Source organism: Meiothermus cerbereus, from assembly GCF_051297115.1.
Classification (GTDB): Bacteria; Deinococcota; Deinococci; order Deinococcales; family Thermaceae; genus Meiothermus; species Meiothermus cerbereus_A.
This window is the reverse complement of the sequence record NZ_JBEVAL010000012.1, coordinates 20196-42731: the sequence shown is the minus strand read 5'-3', so window position 1 is coordinate 42731 and position 22536 is coordinate 20196. Positions and strand designations below refer to the sequence as shown.

General features: G+C 63.8%; 21 protein-coding genes and 1 riboswitch. Of the genes, 13 read left to right on the top strand and 8 right to left on the bottom strand.

Annotated features, from left to right (window positions below; genetic code table 11):
* Positions 1-62 precede the first annotated feature (62 nt).
* The 6 genes from ABWU19_RS04390 (at position 63) to ABWU19_RS04365 (ending at position 9228) form a co-directional block, all read left to right on the top strand.
* Positions 63-3017: an ATP-binding protein gene (locus tag ABWU19_RS04390; protein ID WP_435900545.1), complete on the top strand. Its 2955-nt coding sequence runs from the start codon at positions 63-65 to the stop codon at positions 3015-3017.
* Between the two features lie 37 nt (positions 3018-3054).
* Positions 3055-3234: a hypothetical protein gene (locus ABWU19_RS04385; RefSeq protein ID WP_435900544.1), complete on the top strand. Its 180-nt coding sequence runs from the start codon at positions 3055-3057 to the stop codon at positions 3232-3234.
* A 16-nt stretch (positions 3235-3250) separates the two neighbouring features.
* Positions 3251-4048, top strand: coding sequence for an alpha/beta hydrolase family protein (locus tag ABWU19_RS04380; protein ID WP_435900543.1), 798 nt, complete (start codon positions 3251-3253; stop codon positions 4046-4048).
* Between the two features lie 125 nt (positions 4049-4173).
* Complete coding sequence (locus ABWU19_RS04375; RefSeq protein WP_435900542.1) at positions 4174-6849, top strand: hypothetical protein; 2676 nt, start codon at positions 4174-4176, stop codon at positions 6847-6849.
* A 142-nt stretch (positions 6850-6991) separates the two neighbouring features.
* Positions 6992-7945, top strand: coding sequence for a hypothetical protein (locus tag ABWU19_RS04370; RefSeq protein WP_435900541.1), 954 nt, complete (start codon positions 6992-6994; stop codon positions 7943-7945).
* A gap of 53 nt (positions 7946-7998) precedes the next feature.
* Positions 7999-9228 (top strand): 2,3-bisphosphoglycerate-independent phosphoglycerate mutase, encoded by a 1230-nt coding sequence (locus tag ABWU19_RS04365; RefSeq protein WP_435900540.1) that lies wholly within the window; start codon positions 7999-8001, stop codon positions 9226-9228.
* An 86-nt stretch (positions 9229-9314) separates the two neighbouring features.
* Here the strand turns inward: ABWU19_RS04365 and ABWU19_RS04360 are convergent, their stop codons facing one another.
* Both ABWU19_RS04360 and ABWU19_RS04355 read right to left on the bottom strand, forming a co-directional pair.
* Positions 9315-9809, bottom strand: coding sequence for a CarD family transcriptional regulator (locus ABWU19_RS04360; protein ID WP_435900539.1), 495 nt, complete (start codon positions 9807-9809; stop codon positions 9315-9317).
* Positions 9806-10402, bottom strand: a complete 597-nt coding sequence (locus ABWU19_RS04355) for a TetR/AcrR family transcriptional regulator (protein ID WP_435900538.1) — start codon at positions 10400-10402, stop codon at positions 9806-9808. Before ABWU19_RS04355 ends, ABWU19_RS04360 begins: the two co-directional genes overlap by 4 nt.
* Before the next feature lie 250 nt (positions 10403-10652).
* On the opposite strand from ABWU19_RS04355, the gene ABWU19_RS04350 reads away from it, so the two are divergent.
* From ABWU19_RS04350 to ABWU19_RS04340, 3 genes are all read left to right on the top strand, one after another.
* Positions 10653-11168 (top strand): metal-binding protein, encoded by a 516-nt coding sequence (locus ABWU19_RS04350; protein ID WP_435900537.1) that lies wholly within the window; start codon positions 10653-10655, stop codon positions 11166-11168.
* A 35-nt stretch (positions 11169-11203) separates the two neighbouring features.
* On the top strand, positions 11204-11716 hold the full coding sequence (locus tag ABWU19_RS04345; RefSeq protein ID WP_435900536.1) for a cupin domain-containing protein: 513 nt from the start codon (positions 11204-11206) through the stop codon (positions 11714-11716).
* A 101-nt stretch (positions 11717-11817) separates the two neighbouring features.
* The gene (locus ABWU19_RS04340; protein WP_435900535.1) at positions 11818-12969 is read left to right on the top strand and encodes an MFS transporter; all 1152 of its coding nucleotides are present in this window, start codon (positions 11818-11820) and stop codon (positions 12967-12969) included.
* A 164-nt stretch (positions 12970-13133) separates the two neighbouring features.
* Here the strand turns inward: ABWU19_RS04340 and ABWU19_RS04335 are convergent, their stop codons facing one another.
* On the bottom strand, positions 13134-13601 hold the full coding sequence (locus ABWU19_RS04335; protein WP_435900534.1) for an Hsp20/alpha crystallin family protein: 468 nt from the start codon (positions 13599-13601) through the stop codon (positions 13134-13136).
* 177 nt (positions 13602-13778) lie between these two features.
* Between ABWU19_RS04335 and ABWU19_RS04330 the strand changes: the two genes are divergently transcribed.
* Genes ABWU19_RS04330 through ABWU19_RS04320 form a run of 3 tightly spaced genes read left to right on the top strand, consistent with a single transcriptional unit; the run spans position 13779 to position 16802 of the window.
* Entirely contained in the window at positions 13779-14900 is a 1122-nt protein-coding gene (locus ABWU19_RS04330; protein WP_435900559.1) for a COG1470 family protein, read from the top strand.
* 8 nt (positions 14901-14908) lie between these two features.
* The gene (locus ABWU19_RS04325) at positions 14909-15838 is read left to right on the top strand and encodes an ABC transporter ATP-binding protein (RefSeq protein WP_435900533.1); all 930 of its coding nucleotides are present in this window, start codon (positions 14909-14911) and stop codon (positions 15836-15838) included.
* Positions 15828-16802 (top strand): ABC transporter permease, encoded by a 975-nt coding sequence (locus tag ABWU19_RS04320; protein WP_435900532.1) that lies wholly within the window; start codon positions 15828-15830, stop codon positions 16800-16802. Before ABWU19_RS04325 ends, ABWU19_RS04320 begins: the two co-directional genes overlap by 11 nt.
* 4 nt (positions 16803-16806) lie before the next feature.
* Here the strand turns inward: ABWU19_RS04320 and ABWU19_RS04315 are convergent, their stop codons facing one another.
* The 4 genes from ABWU19_RS04315 to ispD form a co-directional block, all read right to left on the bottom strand.
* Entirely contained in the window at positions 16807-18348 is a 1542-nt protein-coding gene (locus ABWU19_RS04315) for an ABC transporter permease (RefSeq protein ID WP_435900531.1), read from the bottom strand.
* A gap of 51 nt (positions 18349-18399) precedes the next feature.
* Positions 18400-19422, bottom strand: a complete 1023-nt coding sequence (locus ABWU19_RS04310; RefSeq protein WP_435900558.1) for a thiamine ABC transporter substrate-binding protein — start codon at positions 19420-19422, stop codon at positions 18400-18402.
* Between the two features lie 86 nt (positions 19423-19508).
* Positions 19509-19605: riboswitch (TPP riboswitch) on the bottom strand.
* A gap of 35 nt (positions 19606-19640) precedes the next feature.
* Entirely contained in the window at positions 19641-20468 is an 828-nt protein-coding gene (locus tag ABWU19_RS04305) for a 4-(cytidine 5'-diphospho)-2-C-methyl-D-erythritol kinase (protein WP_435900530.1), read from the bottom strand.
* Positions 20456-21088 carry a 2-C-methyl-D-erythritol 4-phosphate cytidylyltransferase gene (ispD, locus tag ABWU19_RS04300; RefSeq protein WP_435900529.1) on the bottom strand — a complete coding sequence of 211 codons (633 nt, stop codon included), beginning with the start codon at positions 21086-21088 and terminating at the stop codon, positions 20456-20458. Before ispD ends, ABWU19_RS04305 begins: the two co-directional genes overlap by 13 nt.
* A 60-nt stretch (positions 21089-21148) precedes the next feature.
* Here ispD and ABWU19_RS04295 point away from each other — a divergent pair, with 60 nt between their 5' ends.
* Positions 21149-21925: an undecaprenyl-diphosphate phosphatase gene (locus ABWU19_RS04295; protein ID WP_435900528.1), complete on the top strand. Its 777-nt coding sequence runs from the start codon at positions 21149-21151 to the stop codon at positions 21923-21925.
* On the opposite strand, the gene ABWU19_RS04290 is transcribed toward ABWU19_RS04295, so the two are convergent.
* Positions 21922-22512, bottom strand: coding sequence for a UbiX family flavin prenyltransferase (locus ABWU19_RS04290; protein ID WP_435900527.1), 591 nt, complete (start codon positions 22510-22512; stop codon positions 21922-21924). The genes ABWU19_RS04295 and ABWU19_RS04290 overlap by 4 nt on opposite strands.
* Positions 22513-22536: the final 24 nt, after the last annotated feature.

The following is a 22536-nucleotide window of genomic DNA, read 5'->3' as shown; positions in this document are numbered from 1 at the left end:
CGCTACGCCCTTGCAACGGGCCTATCCGGCGCTACAATAGGGCCAAACCCACCGGAGCTTCTATGCCTCCTGCCTGCTTGTACCTGCTGGACGAGCCCCACGTGCGGGTGGGTGAGGTGCGCCTCGAGCTGACCCCTTCGCGCCCAGCCTACCTGCTGGTCTACCTGGCCTGCCAGGGGGCCTGGGTGAAGCGGAACAGCCTGGCCGACCTGTTGTGGCCGGAGAGCCCCGAGGAAGAAGCCCGGCACAACCTGCGGGTCAACCTGCATCGGGCCAGAAGCCTGCCCTGGGCCACTGGCCTCGAGGTCGAGCGCGACCGGCTGCGCTTTCCCATCGAGACCGACGTAGCCCAGTTCCGCGCCGCGCTGGGCCGGGCCGACTGGGCGGCTGCGGTCAGGCTCCACCGGCGGCCTTTCTTGCAGGACTTTCCCTGGCAGAACACCCCCGCGCTGGAAGACTGGGCCGCCCTCGAGCGCGAAAGCCTGCTGGAGGCCTGGCAAAACGCCGCCCAGCGCCATGCCGAGGCCCTGCAACAGGCCCAGCAGCACCCGGAGGCCAGCCTGATGCTGGCGGAAATTCTGCGGCACAACCTGCTGGCGGAGGATGTGCTGCAAAACTATATGCGGGCCGCCTACCTGGCCGGCCAGCGCGAGGCTGCCCTGCGGCTTTACGAGCGCTTTGTGCAGGAGTTAAAACACGAGCTGGGCCTCGAGCCCATGCAGGCCACCCAGGAGCTGGCCGCATCCTTGCGGCGGGCCGAGCCCCTCCAGGCGGTTGCCCCCAAGCCCCCGCCCCGGATTCCCCTCGAGGTGCTCAGACCTCCCCGGCTGGTGGGCCGCGAGGCCGAACAGGCCCGGTTGCGGGATTCAACCGCCCTGCTGGTGCACGGGGAGCCCGGCGTGGGCAAGACCCGCTTGCTGCAGGAAGTCTTTCCCGATAGCCCCCTCCTGCGCTGCCGCGAGGGGCTGGAAAACGTGCCCTTTTATCCGGTGCTGGAGTACCTCAAGGCCCACCTCGAGGCCCTGCCCGACCTGGGCCACTACCGCGAAGACCTGGCCCGCCTGTTGCCGGAGGTCTACCCCGGCTTCACCCCGCCCCCCGCCGAGCCCAGCAGCGCCAAAGCCCGGCTCCTGGAGGCCCTGGCCCGCGCCCTGGCCCCCGCCGGACGGCTCCTCTTCGACGATCTGCAATGGGCCGACGAAAGCACCCTGGAGCTGCTGCTCTACCTGCACAGCCGGGGCCAGCCCTGGACTGGGGCCTACCGCACCCACGAGGTGGGGCCGGCCCTGGCCAAAGCGCGGGAGGCCCTGCGCAGCAGCGGGGCAGCAGAGCTGGCCCTGGAGCCCCTGGGGGCCAATGCAGTACAAACCCTGCTGGCCGACCTGATCGGAACCCCCCAGGGGCCGCGGCTCTTCTCGAGCTGGCTGCACGGCCAGACCGGGGGCAACCCCTTCTTTGCCCTGGAGACCCTCAAGGCCCTCTTCGAAAACGGGGTGCTGCGGGCCGAGGGCGGCCAGTGGCACACCGACCTCGACGAAATTACCCAGGACTATTCCGAGCTACAAATCCCCCCCAGGGTGGCCGAGGTGGTGCGGCGGCGGGTGGGCCGCCTCTCCGAGCCCGCCCAGCGGGTGGTGCAGGCCGCCAGCGTGGTGGGGGAGGGGTTTAGCCCCAAGCTGCTGGCCGGGGTGACCGGGCTTTCGGAGTGGGCGGTGCTGGAGGGGGTGGAGGAGGCCGAGCAAGGCGGAATTGTGGTCGGTGAAAGATTCGTCCACGATGTGCTCAAGCAGGGTATCTACCGTGAACTCTCTCCTACCCGTTGCAAGCTTTTACACGCACGGGTGGCGGAGCATCTGGGGGGCCAGGCCGATCCCCAGGTGGTGGCCGAACATTGGTTTAGGGCAGCCTCCCTGTCAGAGGCCGTGCGCTATTGGTTGCTGGGGGCACAAACCTACATGTCAGCCTCTTTTTTGGAGGAGGCCATTCGCGTGTTGGAGCGGGCACTACCGTATGCAGTTGGAGAGAGACAAATCGAGGTCTTGACCCAGCTGGCCCAGGCCAACCGTGAGTTGGGACGGCACGGCCAGGCCCAGGCGTATGTAAATCAGGTGCTGCAGAGCAGCCCACCGTTGCTGTGGAAAACCCATGTTCTGGTGGAGGAAGCCTGGATCCTGCTGGCGCAGGGAAAGCTGGAAGAAGCCCTTTTGGCCGTGGAGGAGGGGGAGCGCTGTTTACAACATCTGGAACCCCAACCCCTGGAAGAGGGCTCCCTCGAGCTCGCCCTGAGCAAACTGCGCTCCAACCTGGCCTTCCGTCAGGGTGATTTTGCCACTTCGGCCAGAATCCTGGAACCCCTGCTGGATCGCTTGCGCTCTCATGGTCCCTCGGTGGCTCTGGCGGGGGTATTGGTTAGCCTGGGAGGCGCCTACGACAACCAGGGTGATGAGCCCCGGGCCATTCCTGTTCTTAAAGAAGCCCTCGAGGTAGCCCAGTCGGTGGGGGCACGCTATTACCAGGTGGATGCTGCCAACAACCTTCTGGCTTGCCTCATCCGCCTGGGCCGTACCAACGAAGGATTGGCCGAAGCCGCGGCCGCCTTGGCCCTGGGCGAGTACGAAGGCAGTGAATTCTTACGCAACAACCTGGCTGTGGCCTACTTGTCCCTAGGCCGAGAGCCTGAGGCCATGCAACTGTTTCAGCAAATCGCCCATCAGGCCACCGACACCATGTTGAGGGCGCTAGCATGGGGACGGCTGGGCGAGCTCTACAGCCGTCATGGTTTGCATGCAGAGGCCGAGGATGCGCTGAATCGGGCGCTCGACAATGCCCTTGGCATGGACCCTGAAGCCGCCCCGGTACGCCTGGCATTGGTTCTGCTGCGCCAGGGAACCGAGACTCAGCTGAGGCGGGCCAGACCCATCCTTCAGGCGGTGAATGTGGAAAACCTACCCTTGCCCTTTAGGGAACAGTATGAACAAGCACTCAACCAGCGGGGTTTCCCCCTGCGCAATCGCTGAGATGCCGGTGTAACGCTTAGCCCCTACCCTGTTGTCCATGCCCCCCCGCTTACGCCAGAGCCTCCTGGTGCGGGTGTACACCACCCCCGGCCCCAATGGCTGCCCACGGCGTAGCTACCGCGTGCGCGACCTCAAGACCGGCCAGGAGCGGGAGTTTGCCAGTTGGGAAGAGCTTATGGGGTTTTTGCAACACCACTGGCCGCGCCGGTTGCGCTAAGCCAAAGGAGGAAGTTATGTGGGTAAGGACGTTCCTTTTTTGGGGTGGACTGCTAGCAGGCTGCCTGGCCTGGAGCCAGGGCATGGTGGTTCAGACGGTGGTGTTCCGGAACGGCGACCTCGAGCTGCGCGGCTTTCTGTACCGCCCGCCGGGGCCGGGGCCCTTTCCGGCGGTGGTCTACAACCACGGCAGCGAGAAAAACCCGGCCTATATCGACCAGCTAGCGGTGCCTTTTGTCGAGCGGGGCTACGTGTTCTTTGCCCCCAACCGCCGGGGCCACGGGCGCTCCCCCGGCCCCTACATTCTGGACGAACTGAGCAAGCTGCGGGGGGCCGAGTGGAGCCAGGCCCTGGTGCGCCTGCACGAGGAGCAGCTTTCCGACCAGCTCGCAGGGGTGGCCTTCCTCAAGAGCCTGCCCTTCGTGGACGCGGGCCGCCTGGCCGTCTTCGGCTGGTCGTTTGGAGGCATCCAGACCATGCTGGCGGTGGAGCGCCCCGAGGCAGGCTACAAAGCCGCCGTGAACTGTGCGGGGGCCGCTCAGACCTGGCCGGCCTCGCCCGACCTGCGAGCCCGCCTCACCCAGGCGGCCCGCAACGCCGCCATGCCGGTGTTTTTTATCCAGGCCCAAAACGACTACTCCCTGGCCGCCCTCGAGGCCCTCTCGGAGGAGATACGCAAGGCCGGTAAGCCCTACCAGGCCAAGGTCTTCCCGCCCTTTGGTACTTCCAACCAGGACGGGCACAACTTTTGCTTCCAGGGCCACCCAATTTGGGGGCTCGAGGTCTTCGCCTTTCTGTCCGCAGCCCTGCGGTAACCCCAATGCCCGGCTTTCCTTGCCCCGCCTCGAGCGGGGTTTTTGCTGAGACGCTGGTGTAACGCTGCCCTTCTACATTGGGCCTAGCCTACCTAGAAACATCGGTAGCTCAGAGGAGGTAAGATATGCGCTTATGGGTTTTTGTGGTACTTGGATTCTTCGCACTGGCCTTGCTGGGCGGTTGCAGCCGCCCCAGCACCGCCAGCCCAGGCCCACGGGTATTTGTAGGGGAGATTGCCGGGAGCGATGCTTTGATTGCCTTGGTCGTACAGGACGACCGGTTGGTGGCCTATGCCTGTGGGGGGCCCAACACCTGGGGCAGCCACACCGGCTGGCTCTTCGGCACCCTGAGCGCCGGACAGATCAACCCCACCACCGCCCCCAACGGACACCGCCTCGAGGGCCGCCTAAACGGTTCGTCGGCCAGCGGCAGCTTTACCCTGCCCGACGGCACCTCGCTGAACTGGACAGCGCAGGAGGCCCGGCCCGGAACCGGCGCGGGGCTCTACGCCAACGAAGAGGACGGCCAGCGCACCGGGCTGATCGTCACCAACGAGGGCAAGATGGCGGGCGCATCCCGCCTAGCCACCGGGGATAGCACCGCCTTGTACGCCCCCGTGAGCGTCACCCAGCCGCCTACCGGTAGCACCACCACCGTCAGCGTGACCTTCCCCAACCTGCCGCCTCGCAGCATAAACTTAACCCCAGTTGACCTTTTGCGTTACGGCATTTACCAGAACAGCCCCACCATCATCGTCTTGCTGCACGGGGCTACGGCCGCTATACCCCCTCCTTCAGCCCAGGACATAGCCCTGAACGGGGTGCCTGGAACCCGCAAACATGTACGGCGCATCTGGACCTACACCACCGTGGTGAGCCTGCTGGGGGGTGACCCCAGTAAAAATACTCCCCTGCAAACCCTGGCAGGTGTGGACGTAACCGGCAGCCGCTTCCTCAACGATGCTTTAACCCACACCGCCAGCAGTGACATCAACACCCCGCCCCCACCAGAATTCTGCAACCTGGCCGACATGGTTACGGCTGAACGCTATGACCCCAACCAGGCAGCTCCGCCTCAGCTCTCGCTGCTGCTGGGCCGCCGCGACGCTGCCAAGGGGCTGGTGGAGCAGGCCATAGATGCCACCAAGCAAGTGTACGCTTGCGTACAGGCATTCGAACAACGCTTTAGGCGCAAGCCCAAGCTGGTCTTTGTCGCCCATAGCTATGGGGGTTTGGTCACCCGTTTTATCCTCTCCAATCCGGCTCGCAGCGCCTTAACAGCAGTGACCAATCCTGTTAATCGGCGGCCCCTGATCGTTCCCACCGACCCCAGCTACGACAGCGGCGATCTTTCGGTACGGGTCAGGATGGACTACCTGCGCGACCACACCTACTACGCCGTCACCAGCTCCACCCCCCACGAAGGCACCCGCATAAGCGATGGAGCCGAAGTAGTACGCCGCTTTCTGCGCAACCTGCGCGGTATCCTTAACGACCTAAATGAAGTGGAGCGACGACTTCGGGACAGCCTGCAGAACACCCTGGCCCTGCTATACCAGGTCCGGTTTAACGATGTGTTCCAGGCCGAACCGGTCATTGCCGCACTGGACGGGGTGGAAGCGATGGTTGCTAACAACCCTGTGCTTACCGAGGCCCATACCGGCCTGTGGCGGGTGCTCAACACCGTTGTCCTCCACCCCAGCCGGGCCATCCGCACCAACCAGTCCCCCATTGTTGGGGCCCAGAACCGGCTCATCCCCATCTACACCCTGGGCAACCGCAACCCCGGCAGCACGGTGCTGGATACCTTCAACCTGAGCGAAGTCGCGCGCGACTATCAGGCCACCGGGCGACTCCAGATGGGCTCGCGTTCGCAGGAGTGGATAGGCCAAACGGTGATCGGAGATTATGCCCTGCAGGTGATCGAATTGGGGAGTGAGGTTAAACGCCCGCCATCCGGCTTTACTGGTAGACTTGACCGCGTGGAGCGGGCCGACTGGGTGGCCCTGGCGCGCACCGCTCTCGATACCCTGGTGCCAAATCTCAACCTCTTCTTCCGCGCCCAGTTTGGAGGGGACACCAGCGATCTGGTGCGCTTCTTGCTGCGGGGGTTCAACGCCACCGCCAGCCAGCCCCTGCCACTGTACCTCATGCAGCGCTACCGTTTTGATCTGGGCGGCTCGGTGCAGGTACCGGTACCCCGGCTGAGCTGCGGTAGCTTCCAGCTCACCCTGGACTATGGCCCGGTGGTTCTGGCCTTGGCCCGGCAGTACGGGGGTTTGACCGGGGCTGCCAACCAACTGGCCAACCTAAACTTTGCAGGCTTCTTGAATACCCTCACCAACCTGGGTGGCGATTTCGTACAACTGGCCGCCGACACTTCTGGATGGTTTGCCGGCGTGTTGAATGGACTGAGCAACCTCCCAGCAAGCTGTTTAAACCCCCCCAACTGGCAGTTAACCTGGCCTCTCACCAGCGTTCCGGCCCCCAGGGCCGTACCTACCGGCCAGGCCGCCAGCGATGACCGGGTAGACTTCGACGGTCTGGTGGAGTACGACTCGGCCATGGGCTTCCGTCTGGGCACCACCATCAACGAGTTTTTCGACCACACCAGGCTGGACTTTGTAATCGACAGCAAGCCGGCCCCAGGTTCCTGGTATCGCTGCTATACCAGCGATGCCGAGGTGCTCTCGCACGATAGCATGCGCCAAGAGATGGGCCGCTTTATCTGGAACAGCATCGTGTCGCGCAACGCCGGCCCCCTGCCCAGTGCTCAAGGCGACCTGAGCGTTCACCCGTAGCAGGGCCCGCCTTGTCCACTCCAAGCCCCGCCTCGAGCGGGGTTTTTGCTGAGACGCTGGCGTAACGCTGGCCCACTAAGCTGCACTCAATCGCCCAGCACCTCACCCAACTGGGCACCAACCATTTCCAAAGGAGGAGCGCATGAAACCCTTCGCTCAGATTTTTGCCAGCCTGCTCATCGCCAGCCTGTGTACTTGCGGGAGCACCAGCAGCCCCAACCCCGGCAGCCCGAATCCCGGCACGCCCAACCCAACCGCCACAGGCTTCAAAACGGCGGCCATGCTGCCCGAGGGGCTCAAAGACCTCGAGCAAGACCTCTCGCCCCTGCTGGTCGAGCTGGTCGAAATGGCCCGCAGCAAGAGCCAGAACCCCACCGCCCTCACCGGCACCCTCACCCAGAGCGGCAACACCTTCACCTACAGCGCCAGCCCCACCGACCGCCTGCGGGTGGTCTGGAGCGATGGGGTGGTCTACGAGTTCAGGATCACCCAGTTCCAGGGCAACCTGAGCGGGGGGGGCAGGGCCTTCTACAAGGGCAACCACCTGCTCCAGTTCGGCGCCCAGCTCAAGCCCGACAACGAGATGGGCCCGGTCAACCTGAGCATCCGCTCCCAGCGGCAGGGCAGCAACCTCAGCGTGAGCCTGGGTGGCAGCGCGGTCTTCGACGGCCAGAGCTACACCCTGAACCTGAGCTACGCCCAGCAGGTGCTCTCCGACTTTGGCCCCGGCTCCATCGAGTTCCGCCACCAGGACACCCTCCAGGGCAGCCTTCAAGGCCCCAGCCTTCAGGTGCAGGTGAGCGAGACCTACGACTTCCGCCTGGTGGGCAGCAGCAGCCTGGTGATGCAAACCATCCGCACCCTCAACAACACCTGGACCGAAGGCGGCCAGCAGTTCCGCCTGCAAAACGGCCTGATCAAGCGGGTCTTCCGCGACGGCAACCCCATCGAGGCCGACTTCTGGACGGCCTCAGGCGACCTGCTGCGGGGTGGGGTAAGGGTGGGCGGTTTTGGGCAGGCCTTTACGGGGAATCTGCTCGAGCAGTTCCTGGACACCCCCAGCGGGCGGGTGCGGCTGGGGGTTTTCCGCTTCTAAACCCCCACGAGCCGCGAGCTAGGCAGACGATTTTCCATCGGTAGAATGGGCGCATGGACATGCTTCCCATCATCGCCGAGCTGGCGCAAAAAACCCCTTCCAAAATCCTACTGGTCGTTCTGGACGGCGTGGGCGGGCTGCCACTGGAAAAAGGCGGCCCCACCGAGCTTGCCGCGGCCCATACCCCCAACCTGGACGCGCTGGCGCAACAGAGCGCACTGGGGCTCTTGACCCCGGTCTACCCCGGCCTGGCCCCCGGCTCGGGCCCCGGCCACCTTTCGCTCTTTGGCTACGACCCCTTCCAGTACCTGGTGGGGCGGGGGGCGCTCTCGGCCATCGGGATTGGGGCCGACTTCCAAGACGGCGACGTGGGGGTGCGTGGTAACTTTGCCACCCTGGACGCCCAGGGCCGGGTAGTAGACCGCCGGGCAGGCCGCCCCAGCGATGCCGAGAACATACGGGTGATGGGCAGGCTCAAAGCCGCCATCCAGGAGATCGAGGGCGTGCAGGTGCACTTCTACACCGAAAGCGAGCACCGCTTTGTGGTGATTTTGCGCGGGGAGGGGCTGGGCGAACAGGTGACCGACACCGACCCCCAGAAAACCGGGGTGCCTCCCCTACCAGCCGAGCCCAAAGACAAAAGCGACCGCAAGAGCCAGCGCACCGCCCAGGTGCTCAACCGGCTGTCCGAGCGCATTCGCGCGGTGCTGGCCGACGAGGCCCAGATTAACGGTGCTTTGTTCCGGGGCATCTCCGAGCGTCCCCGCTTCCCCTTGATGTCCGAGGTGTACCAGCTCACGCCGGCCTGTATTGCCAGCTACCCCATGTACAAGGGGCTGGCCAGCCTGGTGGGCATGGAGGTGCTGCCGGTGGAGGGGGTGGAGGATGCCCCCCAGGGCAAAGTAAAAGCCTTGCAGCAGAATTGGGAGCGCTTCGACTTCTTTTACCTGCACTTCAAAAAGACCGACTCCACTGGGGAGGATGGCAACTTTAGCGAGAAAGTGCATAAGGTAGAGCTTTTTGACCACCTGCTGCCGCAACTGCTGGCCCTGAAGCCCGATGTGCTGGCCATCACCGCCGACCACTCCACCCCTAGCCTGATGAAAGCCCACTCCTGGCACCCGGTGCCGCTGCTGCTGCACGCCCCGCTGCTGCGCAACGACGCTGCCCAGCGCTTCACCGAAGACGAGGCCGCCAAAGGGAGCCTGGGCCACCTGCGCGGGGTGGAGCTGATGCCTTTGCTCTTGGCGCACGCAGGCAAGCTGCAAAAGTACGGCGCGTGAGTGCAGCAAGCACCGCACCGATGCTTTGCCAGCAAAACCGGTAGGGCCAAAAAGCCCTACCGGTAGCTGAGGAAATTTCGCTGACGTCAGTTGAGGCTCTCACCCACAGCTTCTTCAAAGAGTTTGCGGGCTTCCTCGAGGGAAATTTCAAGCACCTGGGAAATTTCTTCGGCCAAAAGGTGCATGGCCCGACGCAGGGCCTGGCGGTCGAGGTCAGGAAGGCCCTTCTCGAGCTCCCAGGCGCGCAGCTGACCGGCCAGGGTTGCAATACGGAAGGGGTCGCCATCGGCCAGAATCTCGGTGGTCTTGCGGTGGCGGGCGGCCCACTGGCGAGGCAAAGGCAGTCGGCCTTCGTGCAGCAGAGCCAGGATCTCGCTCACCTGATCCGGTGACAAGGCCCGGCGTAAACGGGTGGTCTGCGGAGCTTCTACAGGCACGTAGGCCTTCGAGCGGGTTCCGGGGAAGTCCACCTGATAATAGGATTTGTCTGAACCAGCAACCGAACGCTGGGCGATCCCCGCCACCACACCTACACCATACGGTGGCAAAACAACCTTGTCTCCTGGACGGTATTCGCTCACAACGCCACTCCTTTCAGTAACACCTCGAGCAGGTGCTCGAGGTAGGCTTCCCGTGGAAACTCGAGCTGCGGGTTACAGGCCAGGGCGGCAATGCTGGCGGCAGTCAGGCAGGTGTCGAGCTCGAGCCGCACCTCACCCCTGGCCTTGCCTTCCTGCACGAGCTTTTCCAGCAAGCGCTGGTAGTGCTCGTGCATACCCCTGAGCCACCCTGTGGTGTCCTCGGGCTGGGCCTCCCGGGCCACTGCTGCCCACAAACCGCGCCACTCCTCAACCCAGGCCACGCGAAGCCGCAGCACCTCAGCCAGGCGTTCGTGAAAAGGACCGTCCCGGTTCACCACTTCCTCTACTTTTTGGTAGTAGGAGAACGTATGGTGTTCCACCAACGCCTTCAGCAGGTCTTGTTTATCCTGGAAATAAAGATAAACCGTGCCTTTGCCGACTTCGGCTTCCCTGGCTACTTCCTCGATTTTTAGGCCCGACAACCCCCGATTCCTTAGAACTCGGATGGTTGCCTCGAGGATCGCTTCGCGTTTGGGGGCAGTCCGAGCCTCCACGGTCACGGCTACAAAGTGTACCAGAAAGCAAAGGCCCATAGATGAGACGGGGACTTCTGCTGGCCCCGATTTAGATTCAAATTCCGTCCAAAACAGTGCTTGTTGAAGAAGTTGGGCCCTGGCTTGTTGTAGATTTTTTTTGTTTTTTGCTCACAAGAACCCCATTGGTTCTGATTGAAGCAAAATTGACCCAAGCCGCCACAGCCCCGCTACCCTGACCAGACCAGACGGGCCTGCAATTTGGTTACCAGCAGCCCCTCCCATAAGCCCTGGCCCGTAAACTACAGGCGTGCCGTCGGGTCGTGTTCACGAAGCCATTAACCTAAGCGCGCTGGGGCTGGCAAGCGCCGCCTACTGGGTTTACCAGCAAGACCTCGAGGTTTCCCAGCCTGCCCTGGTAGCCTTTATGGGCAGTTATTTGCTGGGCACTTTTCTCATCACCCCCGACCTGGATCTGGCCGAGCAACAGGTACGGGCCAAAGGGCGCTGGGGCTGGCTGGGCTGGTTCTGGGTGCCCTACGGCTGGATGTTTGCCCACCGGGGGCTCTCCCATACCTGGGTGGTGGGCCCCCTGACCCGGATTCTCTATCTGGGCGCCATGGGCGTGGTGGTGTACTGGCTATTCACGGCCATCTCGAGTTATCTGGGGCTAAATATCAACCTGCAAGCCCAGCTCAAAGCACCCTCCCAGGAAATCCTCTGGGCGCTGGTGCTGGGGTATTATGCCTCGCAATGGCTGCACCTCATCGCCGATGGAATCTGGCCCGATCCGGGCCGTTTGGTGGGCAAAAAACGTTGGCGCTAAAACCCAGCCACAACCCACACGATAGGAGATAGTTCATGTCCGAGGCCAAATTCTGGGTGGAACACCTGGGGCTAGCACCGCACCTCGAGGGAGGCTTTTTCCGGCAGACCTACCTCGCTAGCGAGACCATCGCACAGCCGCACCTGCCCCCACGTTACAGCGGCCAGCGGCCTTTTTCCAGCGCCATCTACTTCTTGCTGGAATACCCCGACTTCTCGGCCTTTCATCGGCTGCAAAGCGACGAAGTCTGGCATTTTTACACCGGCGCCTCCCTGAGCCTGTGGCTTATATCGCCACAAGGAGCGCTCGCCCGCCTGCACCTGGGCCCCGACCCCAGCCAGGGACACTGCTTCCAGGCTGTGGTTCCTGCCGGTTGCTGGTTTGCTGCCAGCCTGGATACCCCCGGGACTTTTGCGCTGGTGGGTTGCACCATGGCCCCCGGCTTCGACTTTGCCGACTTTGAACTGGCCCAGCGCGAGGAACTGGCCCAGCAGTTCCCACAGCATCGCGCCCTCATCGAAAAACTGACCCGCACCGCAGGGCCATAGGGGGTTCCTCGAGCCCCGGTAGCAAGCTGTAAGGCCGAAAACAGGTAGCGAAGCCCGCGAGCAGCACCCACACCCAGCGCTTGTACACGAAAGGAATGCCGGTGAGCACCACACCATCTAAGCCCGATACCCTATCCCTGGCCCGGGCCGCCATCTACCTGACTTTTTTTATCTGCGGCCTGGTGCTGGCCGCCTGGGTTTCGCGCATTCCCGCCATCAAGCAGCACCTGGGCCTTAGCGCCGGCGAGCTGGGTCTGGTGCTTGCAGGAGCCCCCATTGGGCTGGTGCTGGCCATGCCCCTCACCGGCTGGCTGATTGCCCGCTGGGGTAGCCGTCCGGTACTCGCAGGGGCTGCCCTGGGAAACTGCGCCACGCTGCCCCTGCTGGCCCTGGCCCCCAGTGGCTGGACGCTGGCCCTGGCCCTGTTTGTCTTTGGCTTTACCAATGCCGCCATGGACATCGCCATGAATGCCCAGGCCGTGGAAGCCGAAAAACGCTACGCCCGGCCCATCATGTCCAGCTTTCACGCGCTGTTTAGCCTGGGGGGCCTGGTAGGCGCAGCGCTAGGGGGGGCGGCTGCCGCTATTGGGATGGCCCCGCTGCCTTTTTTTGTATGGGTGGCCCTGGGCTCGGGGCTGCTGATGCTGTGGGCTATTCGGCATTTGCTCGAGGTTCGACCGCTTGTGGGCGGGCCGCGCTTTGTCTGGCCCAGAGGGGTGCTTTTAGGCCTGGGGCTAATTGTGTTTTGCACCGGCCTGGGCGAAGGTGCAGTCGCCGACTGGAGCGCAGTGTTCATGAAACAAGAAGTTGGCACCAGCGAAGCAGTAGCCGCGCTGGGCTTTGGGGCATTTTCGGTGGCGATGGTGGTCGGTCGCCTGGGCGGCGATGCCCTCATTTACCGGTTTGGGCCGGTGGCCCTGGCCCGCTCGGGTGGCCTGCTGGCTGCGCTGGGCTTCGTTACAACCCTCACAACCAGCCGCCCCGAGGTTGCCCTGCTGGGCTTTGTGATGGTGGGGCTGGGCTACTGCACGCTCTTTCCACTGGTTTTCAGCGCCGCCGGAAGGGTACCGGGGGTGCAACCGGGGGTGGCCCTGGCCTCGGTGGCTACGCTGGGCTACCTGGGCTTTCTGGCCGGGCCACCCGCCATCGGCCTTATCGCCGAAGCCACCTCGCTGCGGGCATCTTTTGCGGTGGTGGCAGGGCTGGCGGTGGTGATTACCCTGCTGGCCGGGTTGTTGCACCCCAAAAAATAAGCGGCTCCACCAGGCCGGTCGGCAGGTGGTGCCGTAGCGCTCATGTGTGGAGCTGCGACTCGAGGAGGTTGTGCGCCCCATCGCACTCTTCACAGGCGCTGCCTCCCGGATGGGAGGCAACTGTGCTGTGCAGGACGCAAATGTTGGTGACGGGCTGAAGGACTTTAAGCAGAGGTAATGGCAATCTTGCGTACCCGGGCCTGCTCAACTTTGGGCAGGGTCAGGCGCAGAAGACCATCGGTGATGGTGGCCTGAATCCGGTCTACCTCTACCGAGGCGGGCAAGGTAAAGCTTTGCACAAAGCTTCCGCGCGGCAGACCCCGCGACCAGTAGCGGCGCTCCTCGGTGCCCTGGGCTTGCGGGTAGGTGCCGCGAATGGTCAGTTGATTGCCCTCCAGGCGAACCTCGAGGTCGTCCTTGCGCAGGCCTGGCACCGGCACCTCCAGCACCAGGCTGTCCCCGGTCTCGTAAAGATCGTAGGGATAGGCGCTGGTGGGCAATGGGCTGCCAAAAGAAGCCGTCACCTCGTTCCAGAGCCGGTCAAACTCACTAAAGACGTCGCTTACGCTCGAGAGATTCCAGCTCCGCAGAGGCATGGTCTGAACAGGCACGTTCCGAACAATGTCCAGCATACTGAAACCTCCTTACGTAGGGGTTTGTGGATTGTCTTCCCTACAGCGCAACAATATAAAACTTGAGCGCTATTTTGTCAAGTATCGTTATGACTCTAATGCATATTTCATCTTTCTTGCCTAGATTCACAGATGAAAAACTTCGTCTGGAGGTGAAACGTGCCACGCCTACTTGCCATGCTGCTGTTGCTGACGAGCCTGGGCCTGGCCCAGGGGTTCCGAGGCCTGGCCCTGTACACGCCCTACCCTTCGCAGAGCGTGCGGCTGGGCGAAACCATTAACCTGCCCATCACCCTCAAGGGCTACAACCTGCCGCCCCAGACCGTACAGGTACGCTTAGTCGAGCTGGCCCAGGGCTGGAAGGCCAGCCTGCTGGGTGGGGGCCGGGTGGTCAGTGCGGTTTATGTGCTGCCCGACGGGGAACAGAGCCTTTCCCTGCGGCTGGAACCACCACCCAACGTGCAGCCCGGCACCTACCGCTTCCGCCTGTTGGCCGAAGGCAGCGGGGCACGGGCCGAGCTACCCATTACACTCACGCTGGGCCAGGTCTTACCCAAGCGGCTGTCCCTCGAGACCGAGCTTCCGGTGCTCAAGGGCACCCCAACCGCTGGCTTCCGCTACCGCGTAACCCTCAAGAATGAAAGCGACCAGGACCTGCTGGCCAACCTCGAGGCCGATGCTCCCGAGAATTTCCGGGTCAGCTTTAGCACCGCCTTTGGCGGCCAGGAGGTCAACAGCCTGCCCCTGAAGGCCGGCGAGAACAAGGACCTCGAGGTGCAGGTCACCCCGCCGCGGCAGGTGGAGGCCAAGATCTATGCGGTTACGCTGCGGGCCCTGGCCGGGGAAGCCAAGGCCGAGCTGGTGGTCAACCTGGACATCACCGGGCAGGTCGAGCTCAGCCTGACCACCCCCGAGGGGCGGCTTTCTGGGCGGGCCTATGCGGGCCGGGAGAACCCCGTCAAACTGGTGGTTAAAAACACCGGCAGCGCACCAGCCGAAAACCTCGAGCTTTCGGCCAGCGAGCCTTCGGGCTGGGAGGTTAAGTTCGAGCCCGACAAGCTGGAGAAGCTGGCCCCAGGCGCCGAGTCGGAGGTCACGGCAAAAATCAAACCCTCGCCCAGGGCGGTGGCGGGCGACTACATGCTCACCCTGCGGGCCTCTGCCGGTAGCGCCCAGGCCTCCGCCGATTACCGGGTTACCGTGCAAACCTCTACCCTGTGGGGGCTGGTCGGGGTGGCCCTGATTGCGGTGGCGGTGGGCGCAGTGGGCTTTGCCGTCTCGCGCTTTGGGCGGCGCTAGGAGGCCCTATGGTCATCGAAACCCAAGGCCTGACCAAACGCTACGGCAAGGTGGTGGCGGTAGATAACCTCGAGCTTGGCATCGAGGCGGGCGAGGTGTATGGCCTTCTAGGCCCCAACGGCTCGGGCAAAACCACCACCATCCTGATGCTCCTGGGCCTTACCGAGCCCAGCGCGGGCATGGTGCGGGTGCTGGGCCTCGACCCGGCCCGCGAACCCCTCTCGCTCAAACGGCAGGTGGGCTACCTGCCCGACTCGGTGGGCTTTTATGGCGAGATGACGGCCTGGGAGAACCTGGCCTACATCGCCCGCCTGAATGGGCTGCCCAAAGCCCTGGCCCAGCAGCGCATCGAGCGGGTGCTGGAGCGCATGGGCCTGGCCGAGGTGGCCCAGCGCCCGGTAAGTGCCTTTTCCCGGGGCATGCGCCAGCGGTTGGGGCTGGCCGAGGTGCTATTAAAAGAACCCAAGGTGGTCATCCTGGACGAACCCACCCTGGGCCTGGATCCCGAGGCAGCACAGCAATTCTTAAAGATGATTCAAAGCCTGAAAGCCGAGGGGATCACGGTGCTGCTCTCCTCGCACCTGCTGCACCAGGTGCAGGCCATCTGCGACCGGGTGGGGCTTTTCCATAAGGGAAAACTGGTGCTGGAAGGGCGGGTAGAAGAGCTGGCCCAGCGGGTTTTAGGGGGTGCCTACCGAATTCGGCTCGAGGCCACCCCACTGGAGGGCCTGGCAGAGCGGCTACAGGCCCTGCCCGAAGTAAGTGGGGTACAAACCGATGCGCATGGGCTCAGGCTGGAAGCCCGCCAGGACATCCGGCCCCAGGTGGCCCGAACCGTGCTCGAGGCCGGGGCCGCCCTGCAAAGCCTCTTACTGGAGCAGCCCAGCCTAGACGAAGTGTATGCCCGTTACTTCCAGGAGGTGCGCCATGCTGCGTAGCTCGAGCAAACCCCGGCGTGAGGGCTCCCCCTGGACGGGGCTGTGGGCGGTCTTCTTCAAGGAGATGGCCGATCACCTGAGCAGCACCCGGATGCGAATCCTGGAGGTGCTCATCCTGCTCTCGGCTGTGGGCGCGGTCTATGCCGGGGCCCAGACCCTGCGCCAGACCATCAGCGAAGACCCCTTCCTTCTGCTGCGGGTCTTCACAGCGGCTCAGGATCCCCTACCCTCGTTTGTGGCCTTTTTGAGCTTTTTCCTGCCCTTGGCGGCCATCGCTTTGGGTTTCGACGCCATCAACGGCGAGTACAACCGCAACACCCTTTCGCGCATCCTGGCCCAGCCCATCTACCGCGACGCCCTGCTGTGGGGCAAGTTTTTAGCCGGACTGGCCACCTTAGCCCTGATTCTGCTGGCCTTGTTTTTGCTGGTGGTGGGCCTGGGCCTGATTTTCCTGGGCGTACCGCCAGGCAGCGAGGAGGTAGCTCGAGCCCTGCTCTTTTTGCTGGCTACCCTGGCCTATACCGGGGTTTGGCTGGGTATTGCCCTGGTGACCTCGGTGCTCTTTCGTAGTGCGGCCACCTCGGCGCTGGCGGCCATTGCAGTCTGGCTTTTTTTCGCCCTGTTCTGGGGCATCATCAGTCAGCTTCTGGCCCAAGCCGTGGCCCCCTTCGACCCCTTCGACCCCGAGAGCGAGCTGCGCCAGACCCAGGCTTTGCTGGCTTTCTCGCGCCTCTCGCCCAACACCCTGTACGCCGAGGCCATCCAGGCCTTGCTGAACCCTGGGGTGCGCAGCCTGGGGCCAGTGCTCATCAGCCAGCTCGAGGGGGCTTTGTTGGGCGCACCCCTCCCCCTGGGGCAGAGCTTCCTGCTGGCCTGGCCCCAGCTTACAGGCCTGATCGCCCTCACCTTGTTGCTGTTTGCGCTGGCCTACGTGCTCTTCCAGCGGAGGGAGGTGCGGGCCTAGCACCTCAGCGCTCCCAGGCGCTCTTCTGTAACCCCAGCAGCAGCGCCGTACAAAGCGCCATAAGCACCACCGCCAGCACCACCGCCTCGTAAAAAGGGGTAGCCCCAGGGCGACCCAGACGTTCGTATACCGCAAGCGACAAGGTGGCCCACTCCGGGCGTTGCAGGGTTAGGGTGGCCCCAAACTCGCCCATAATGGCGGCCAGCGCCAGGGCCAGGCCAGCCGTGGTCGAGGGTCGCACCAGGGGCCACTCCACCCGTATAAAGCGTCGCCAGGGCGGGGCTCCCAGCACCCGGGCGGCCTCGAGCACCCCCCTGGGCAGCCCCCGCAGGGCTGGCAGCAGGGTACGGGTTAGCAGGGGGTAGCTTAGTAGGGTGTAAGCACCAATCAGCAGCCAGATGGAGCCCCTGAGCCAGGGGTAAACCAGCAGGTACCCCAGCCCCACCGCCACCGGCGAAACCATCAGGGGCAGCAGGCCCAGCCCATCCAACCAGCGGGCCCCCCGCCAGACGGCATAGGCGTACAGCGTACCTAGGGGGAAGACCCACAGCAAAGCCAGCCCGGCAAAGGCCAGGGTGTTTTGCAGGGCCAGGAGGCCCGGGGTAAAGTCGGGGCTTTGCCACACCGAAATCCAGGCCTCGGGGCGTTCCAGTGCGCGCCATACCAGGCCCAGCAGGGGGCTGTACAAAAGCACAAAAAACCCGGTCACGCCAAAGGCCAGGCCCAGGGCGCGACCCCTGGCAAGAGGGCGGGGGGCTTCTGTGCCCTCGAGCCCCACCACCCAACCTGCCTGCAGCCGCAGGTAAAACCCCAGCACCACCCCAGTAACCACCAGCTGCATGAGCACCAGCGCGCTGGCTTCGGGGAAGGCCAGGCGCTGGGCCAGCGCGTAGTAGGTGGCCACCTCGAGGGTGGCCCACCCCGGCCCACCCAGCAACAGGGGTACACCAAAGCTGGTAAAGCTAAACAAAAACACCAGACTTCCGCCGGACAAAAGGGCTGGGGCCAGGAGGGGTATCCCCACCCGCAGGTAAGCCCTGGCGGGACTGGCCCCCAGGGTGCGGGCCGCCTGCATGGGGGCGCTCAGCTTGGGCAGCAAAGCCACCAGCGGGCGCAGCACCAGGCCCAGGTTATAGAGCAGGCTGGCCCAGAATAAAATCCAGGGCGTGCCGTAGAGGTTCAGGCCCAGCAGGCCCCGGGGGCCCACCAGGCTTAAAAAACCCATCGCCACCACCAGGGTGGGCAGCACGAAAGGAACCACCGAGAAGGCCAGCCAGAAGTCCCTGCCAGGGAAGCGGTAGCGGAAGGCGTAGGCCAGGGGCAGGGCGACCAGAATGCACAAAAGCGAGGAGCCCAGGCCATAGGCCAGGCTCCAGGCCAGCCTGGAGCGGTAGTAGGGGTCGGTCAGGGCGGCGGCAAAACCCTCGCTCAGGCCCAGGGCCACGATACGCCCCAGCGGATACAGCAAAGCCAGGGCCAAAAACACCACTACCGGCAGGGCCAGCCAGTGTGCGCCTGTGCTTGGCCTGCGAGGACCCTTGGCCATACCTGCAAAGTTTACCGGAAGGCCAGGCATCCCCGCCCGTGGCCCGGCGGCTTAGCGCCGGGCCCGTACCGCCTCTGCAGCCTGACCCTGTACCACCACCTGCGTCCACTCGCGAATCCAGCGCTCGCGGTTGTTGGTTATTTGTTGCGGCGTTAGGCGGGCAGGCTCGGGTGGCACCTGAGCAAAGCGGAACACCTCTGGCAGCCGGGCCTCACGCCGGGCTGGATACACCCACATCTGGGTAGGGATATTTTCTTGAACGGGCTTGGAAAGCAGCCAGTCCACAAAACGCTGGGCCGCCCGCAGGTTGCGCGTACCCTTCAGAATGCCCACATACTCCACCTGAAAAAACGAGCTGCGCGGCAGGAAAAGGTTGGCTGTGGGGGGCTCGCTGGGCTTGGGCTTGGCCTCGCTGTAGTAGAGTTCGGCGGCGGGGCTGGTGCTGTACGAGACCACCAGGGGGCGGTCGCCCCCAGCCCGGGTGAAGTGGGTGTAGTAAGCCTCACTCCAGCCACTGACCACCCGCACCCCGTTCTTGCGCAGGCCTTCCCAAAAGTCCAGATAGCCCTCCTCCCCGAAGGCCGCTACGGTTGCCAGCAGGAAGGCCAGCCCTGGCGAGCTGGTAGCCGGGTTCTGCACCACCAGCAGCCCGGCGAATTCGGGCGAAGCCAGGTCAGCGAAGCGCTGTGGCAGGGGCCTGTCCTTGAAGTAGTCCCGGTCGTAGTTGAGGGCCACATAGCCAAAATCCACCGGTGTGGCCCGGAAGGTCTGGTCGAGCAGGAGCTCAGGGCGCAGGTTGCTCAGTTCGGGTGAGCGGTATGGCTGCAGGATGTCGGCCTGGAGCGCGCGCGAGAGCAGGGTGTTGTCGAAGCCGTAGATGACGTCGGCAATGGGCGCACCCTTGCTCAAAATGGCCTTGTTGAGCATCTCGCCAGCATCGCCCCCCTTCAGGAAGCGAAGCTTGATACCGCTCTCGCGCTCGAAGCTGGCTATCAAGTTCTTGTCGAGGCTAAAGCTGTTGTGGGTAAGGACGGTCAGGGTGGCTTGCTGAGCCAGCGCAGGGTAAAACCCCATCGCCAGCAGGGCAAACAGCACACCGAGCCAGGCCAGCCATCCGATTTTTCGGGTTTTGTGCATAAAAAATCCCTCCATGTCATCGGGAGGGTATCGCGTCATGCTCCCTACGGCGGTGCAAACCGCATCAGGTTCAAAGGGTGTTTCTCAGCCCGGCGCTTCCGGGCACCCCCGATGACGCCTGAATGATAAGGCCTGATTGGAGAAATGTACAGCACTTAGCTTACGGTTTCGCAGGCCACCACCCAAAAAGAAGGGTGCCTGCTGCGCAGAACCTCGGCAAAGTGTTGGGCCTCTAAGGCATCGCCGGCCAGACCAAACAGGGTGGAGCCTGAACCCGACATCAGCACGCCCTTGAGGCCCAGGCGGTAGAGCTCTTGCTTGAGGGCCTCCAGATAGGGGTGCATTCGGAAAACCGGGCGCTCGAGGGTATTCCAGTAGGGGGGCTCCTCCCCTGCCTGTATGGCTGCCTGTATCCCAGCAACGTCCAGCTCGGGCTGCCACATCTCGGGCGTAAGGCCTTTGTAGGCCTCAGCAGCCGAGACCGCGATGCCCGGATTAACCAGCACCAGCGCAGCCTGCAGCGGCGGTAAAGGGGTGAGCCGCTCACCCACACCCCGCCCCTCGGCCAGACCGGGCCCCAGGAAAAACGGCACATCAGCCCCGAGCTTCAGGGCCAGCGAGGGCAGCTCGAGGGGCGCTGGGTAGAGCCTGGCCAGAGCCCGCAGTACCGCCGCCGCATCGGACGAGCCTCCACCCAGCCCAGCCGCCAGGGGGAGGTTTTTCTCCAGCACGACCTTTACCCCGCCGGGCCAGCCTGCTGCGTTCAGGTAGGCCAGCGCGGCCTTATACACCAGGTTGTCGGTGTTGGCGGGAAGGCCCTGACCCCGCACCGCCAGCTCGATCCCTTCAGGGATGGCCTCCACCCAGAGCCGGTCGCCCACCCGCAATGCCGCGAACAGGGTATGCAGCTCGTGGTAGCCGTCGGGCCGACGACCCAGCACCGAAAGGCCCAGATTAACCTTGGCCGGGGCTAATAGTTCCATACTTGCGCCAACCCTTCTGCCAGTGCCAGGTCTTCGGGATAGGTCACCTTGAACATCCGCCGGTCGCCCTCGACCAGGGCCACCGGATGGCCCAGCCACTGAACCAGCTGGGCATCGTCGGTAAATTCAACCCCCTCGCTTCGGGCTTGCTGATGGGCCTGCCACAAGATGGCTCGCCGGAAGCCCTGGGGGGTTTGAACCAGCCGGTAGTGTTCGCGGGAGATAACCTCGCCGTACTGCTGGTCTTCTTCCCGCACCAGCGTATCGGGCACCGGCACCGCCAGGGTGGCCGCCCCCACGGCCAGCACAGCCTCCATCAGCCGCTCTACCGCTGCCCGTACCACAAAGGGCCGGGCCACATCATGCACCAGCACCACCTCGCCGGTAGCGGCCTGTAGCAGGTTATACACACTCTGCTGGCGGGTCTGGCCCCCCGGGACGCTTTTTAGACCATCCTTGTGGAAACCAGGCGGCAGGGCTACCACCAGCTCGTCGGCCCAGGCAAAACCCTCGAGCGCCCAGTCCAGCAGGGTCTTTCCGCCCACCCGCAAAAACGCTTTAGGCCCCCGCCCAATCCGTTCACCCGAACCCGCCGCGGGCAATAGTACCGAAACCTTCACGCCTGGAATCCTACCGCGTCTGCGCGGCCCGCTCAAACCTCGCATGGTATCCTCTGGGACGTGACGGTTTTCGAAGCGCTCATCCTGGGAATCCTGGAGGGCTTGACTGAGTTTTTGCCCATCTCCTCCACCGGCCACCTTACCCTGGCGGCCCACCTGCTCCAGCTCGACATCGAGCATGACCCCTTCATCAAGAGCTTCGTGGTGGTTATACAGCTTGGGGCCATTCTGGCTGTTCTGGCCCTGTACTTCAAGCGTTTCTTGCAGGACATGGAGGTCTGGAAGCGCATTATTGTGGCCTTCATTCCCACCGGCATCCTGGGCTTTTTGCTGGCAGATCTCATCGAAAACGTGTTTTTAGGCAACGATCTGATCGTGGTGATTAACCTGGTTGGGGTGGGCATCCTCTTGCTTTTTGTGGATCGCTGGCTACAGCACCATAAGCGCTACGACGACGTCAACCAGATGCCTGCGCCACACGCTTTTTTAATTGGGCTGTTTCAGGCCATCGCCATGATGCCGGGGGTCTCGCGCAGCGGGGCCACCATCGTGGGGGGCATGACCCTGGGGCTTTCGCGCCGAGCCGCAGCCGAGTTTTCCTTCATCCTGGCCGTACCCACCATGCTCTCGGCCACCGGGTTCTCACTGGTACGCAACATGGGCGAGTTCCGCACCGATAGCTGGGGCCTGCTGGCTGTGGGTTTCCTGGCTGCTTTTGTGTCGGCTTTGCTAACGGTGCGCTGGCTTTTGGGTTTTGTGAGCCGCAACAGCTTCGTGCCTTTTGCCATCTACCGCATCCTGATTGGGGTGGTGTACGGGTTGTTTTTCCTGCGCTAGTCGAGCTCGAGCTCCCGCACCTCACCCCAGCGGGGAGCCCGGGGGTACTCGAGGCCAAACAAATCCAGGATGCGCTGGGTCATAAAGGCCAGCAGGTCGTCTATGGCCTTGGGTTTGTGATAAAAGCCGGGGGCAGCCGGCAGGATGGTGGCCCCCGCCTGGGCCGCCTTGACCATGGCCTCGAGGCTCGGCAAGGGCAAAGGGGTCTCGCGCGGCACCAGCACCAGAGGGCGTCGCTCCTTCAGGGTTACGTAGGCGGCCCGGGTCAGCAGGTTATCGGCCAGGCCGTAGGCCACCTTGGAAAGGGTGGTCGCACTGCATGGCACAACCACCATGCCGGCGGTGCGAAAACTTCCCGATGCAATTGGAGCTCCCAGGTCACTGCTGCGGTGCACCACGTGGGCCAGGGCCTCCACCGCCTCCAGGCTTAGCTCCGCTTCCTCTACCAGGACCCTTTTGGCCCCCTGGGTCATCACCAGGTGGGTTTCCAGCCCGGGCATCCGCCGCAAAGTTTGCAGCAAGTCCAGGGCATACGGCATCCCCGAAGCCCCCGAAAGCCCCACCACCAGTCGCTTAGGTACGCTCATGCGCCGAGTTTACTAGCAAGTGAA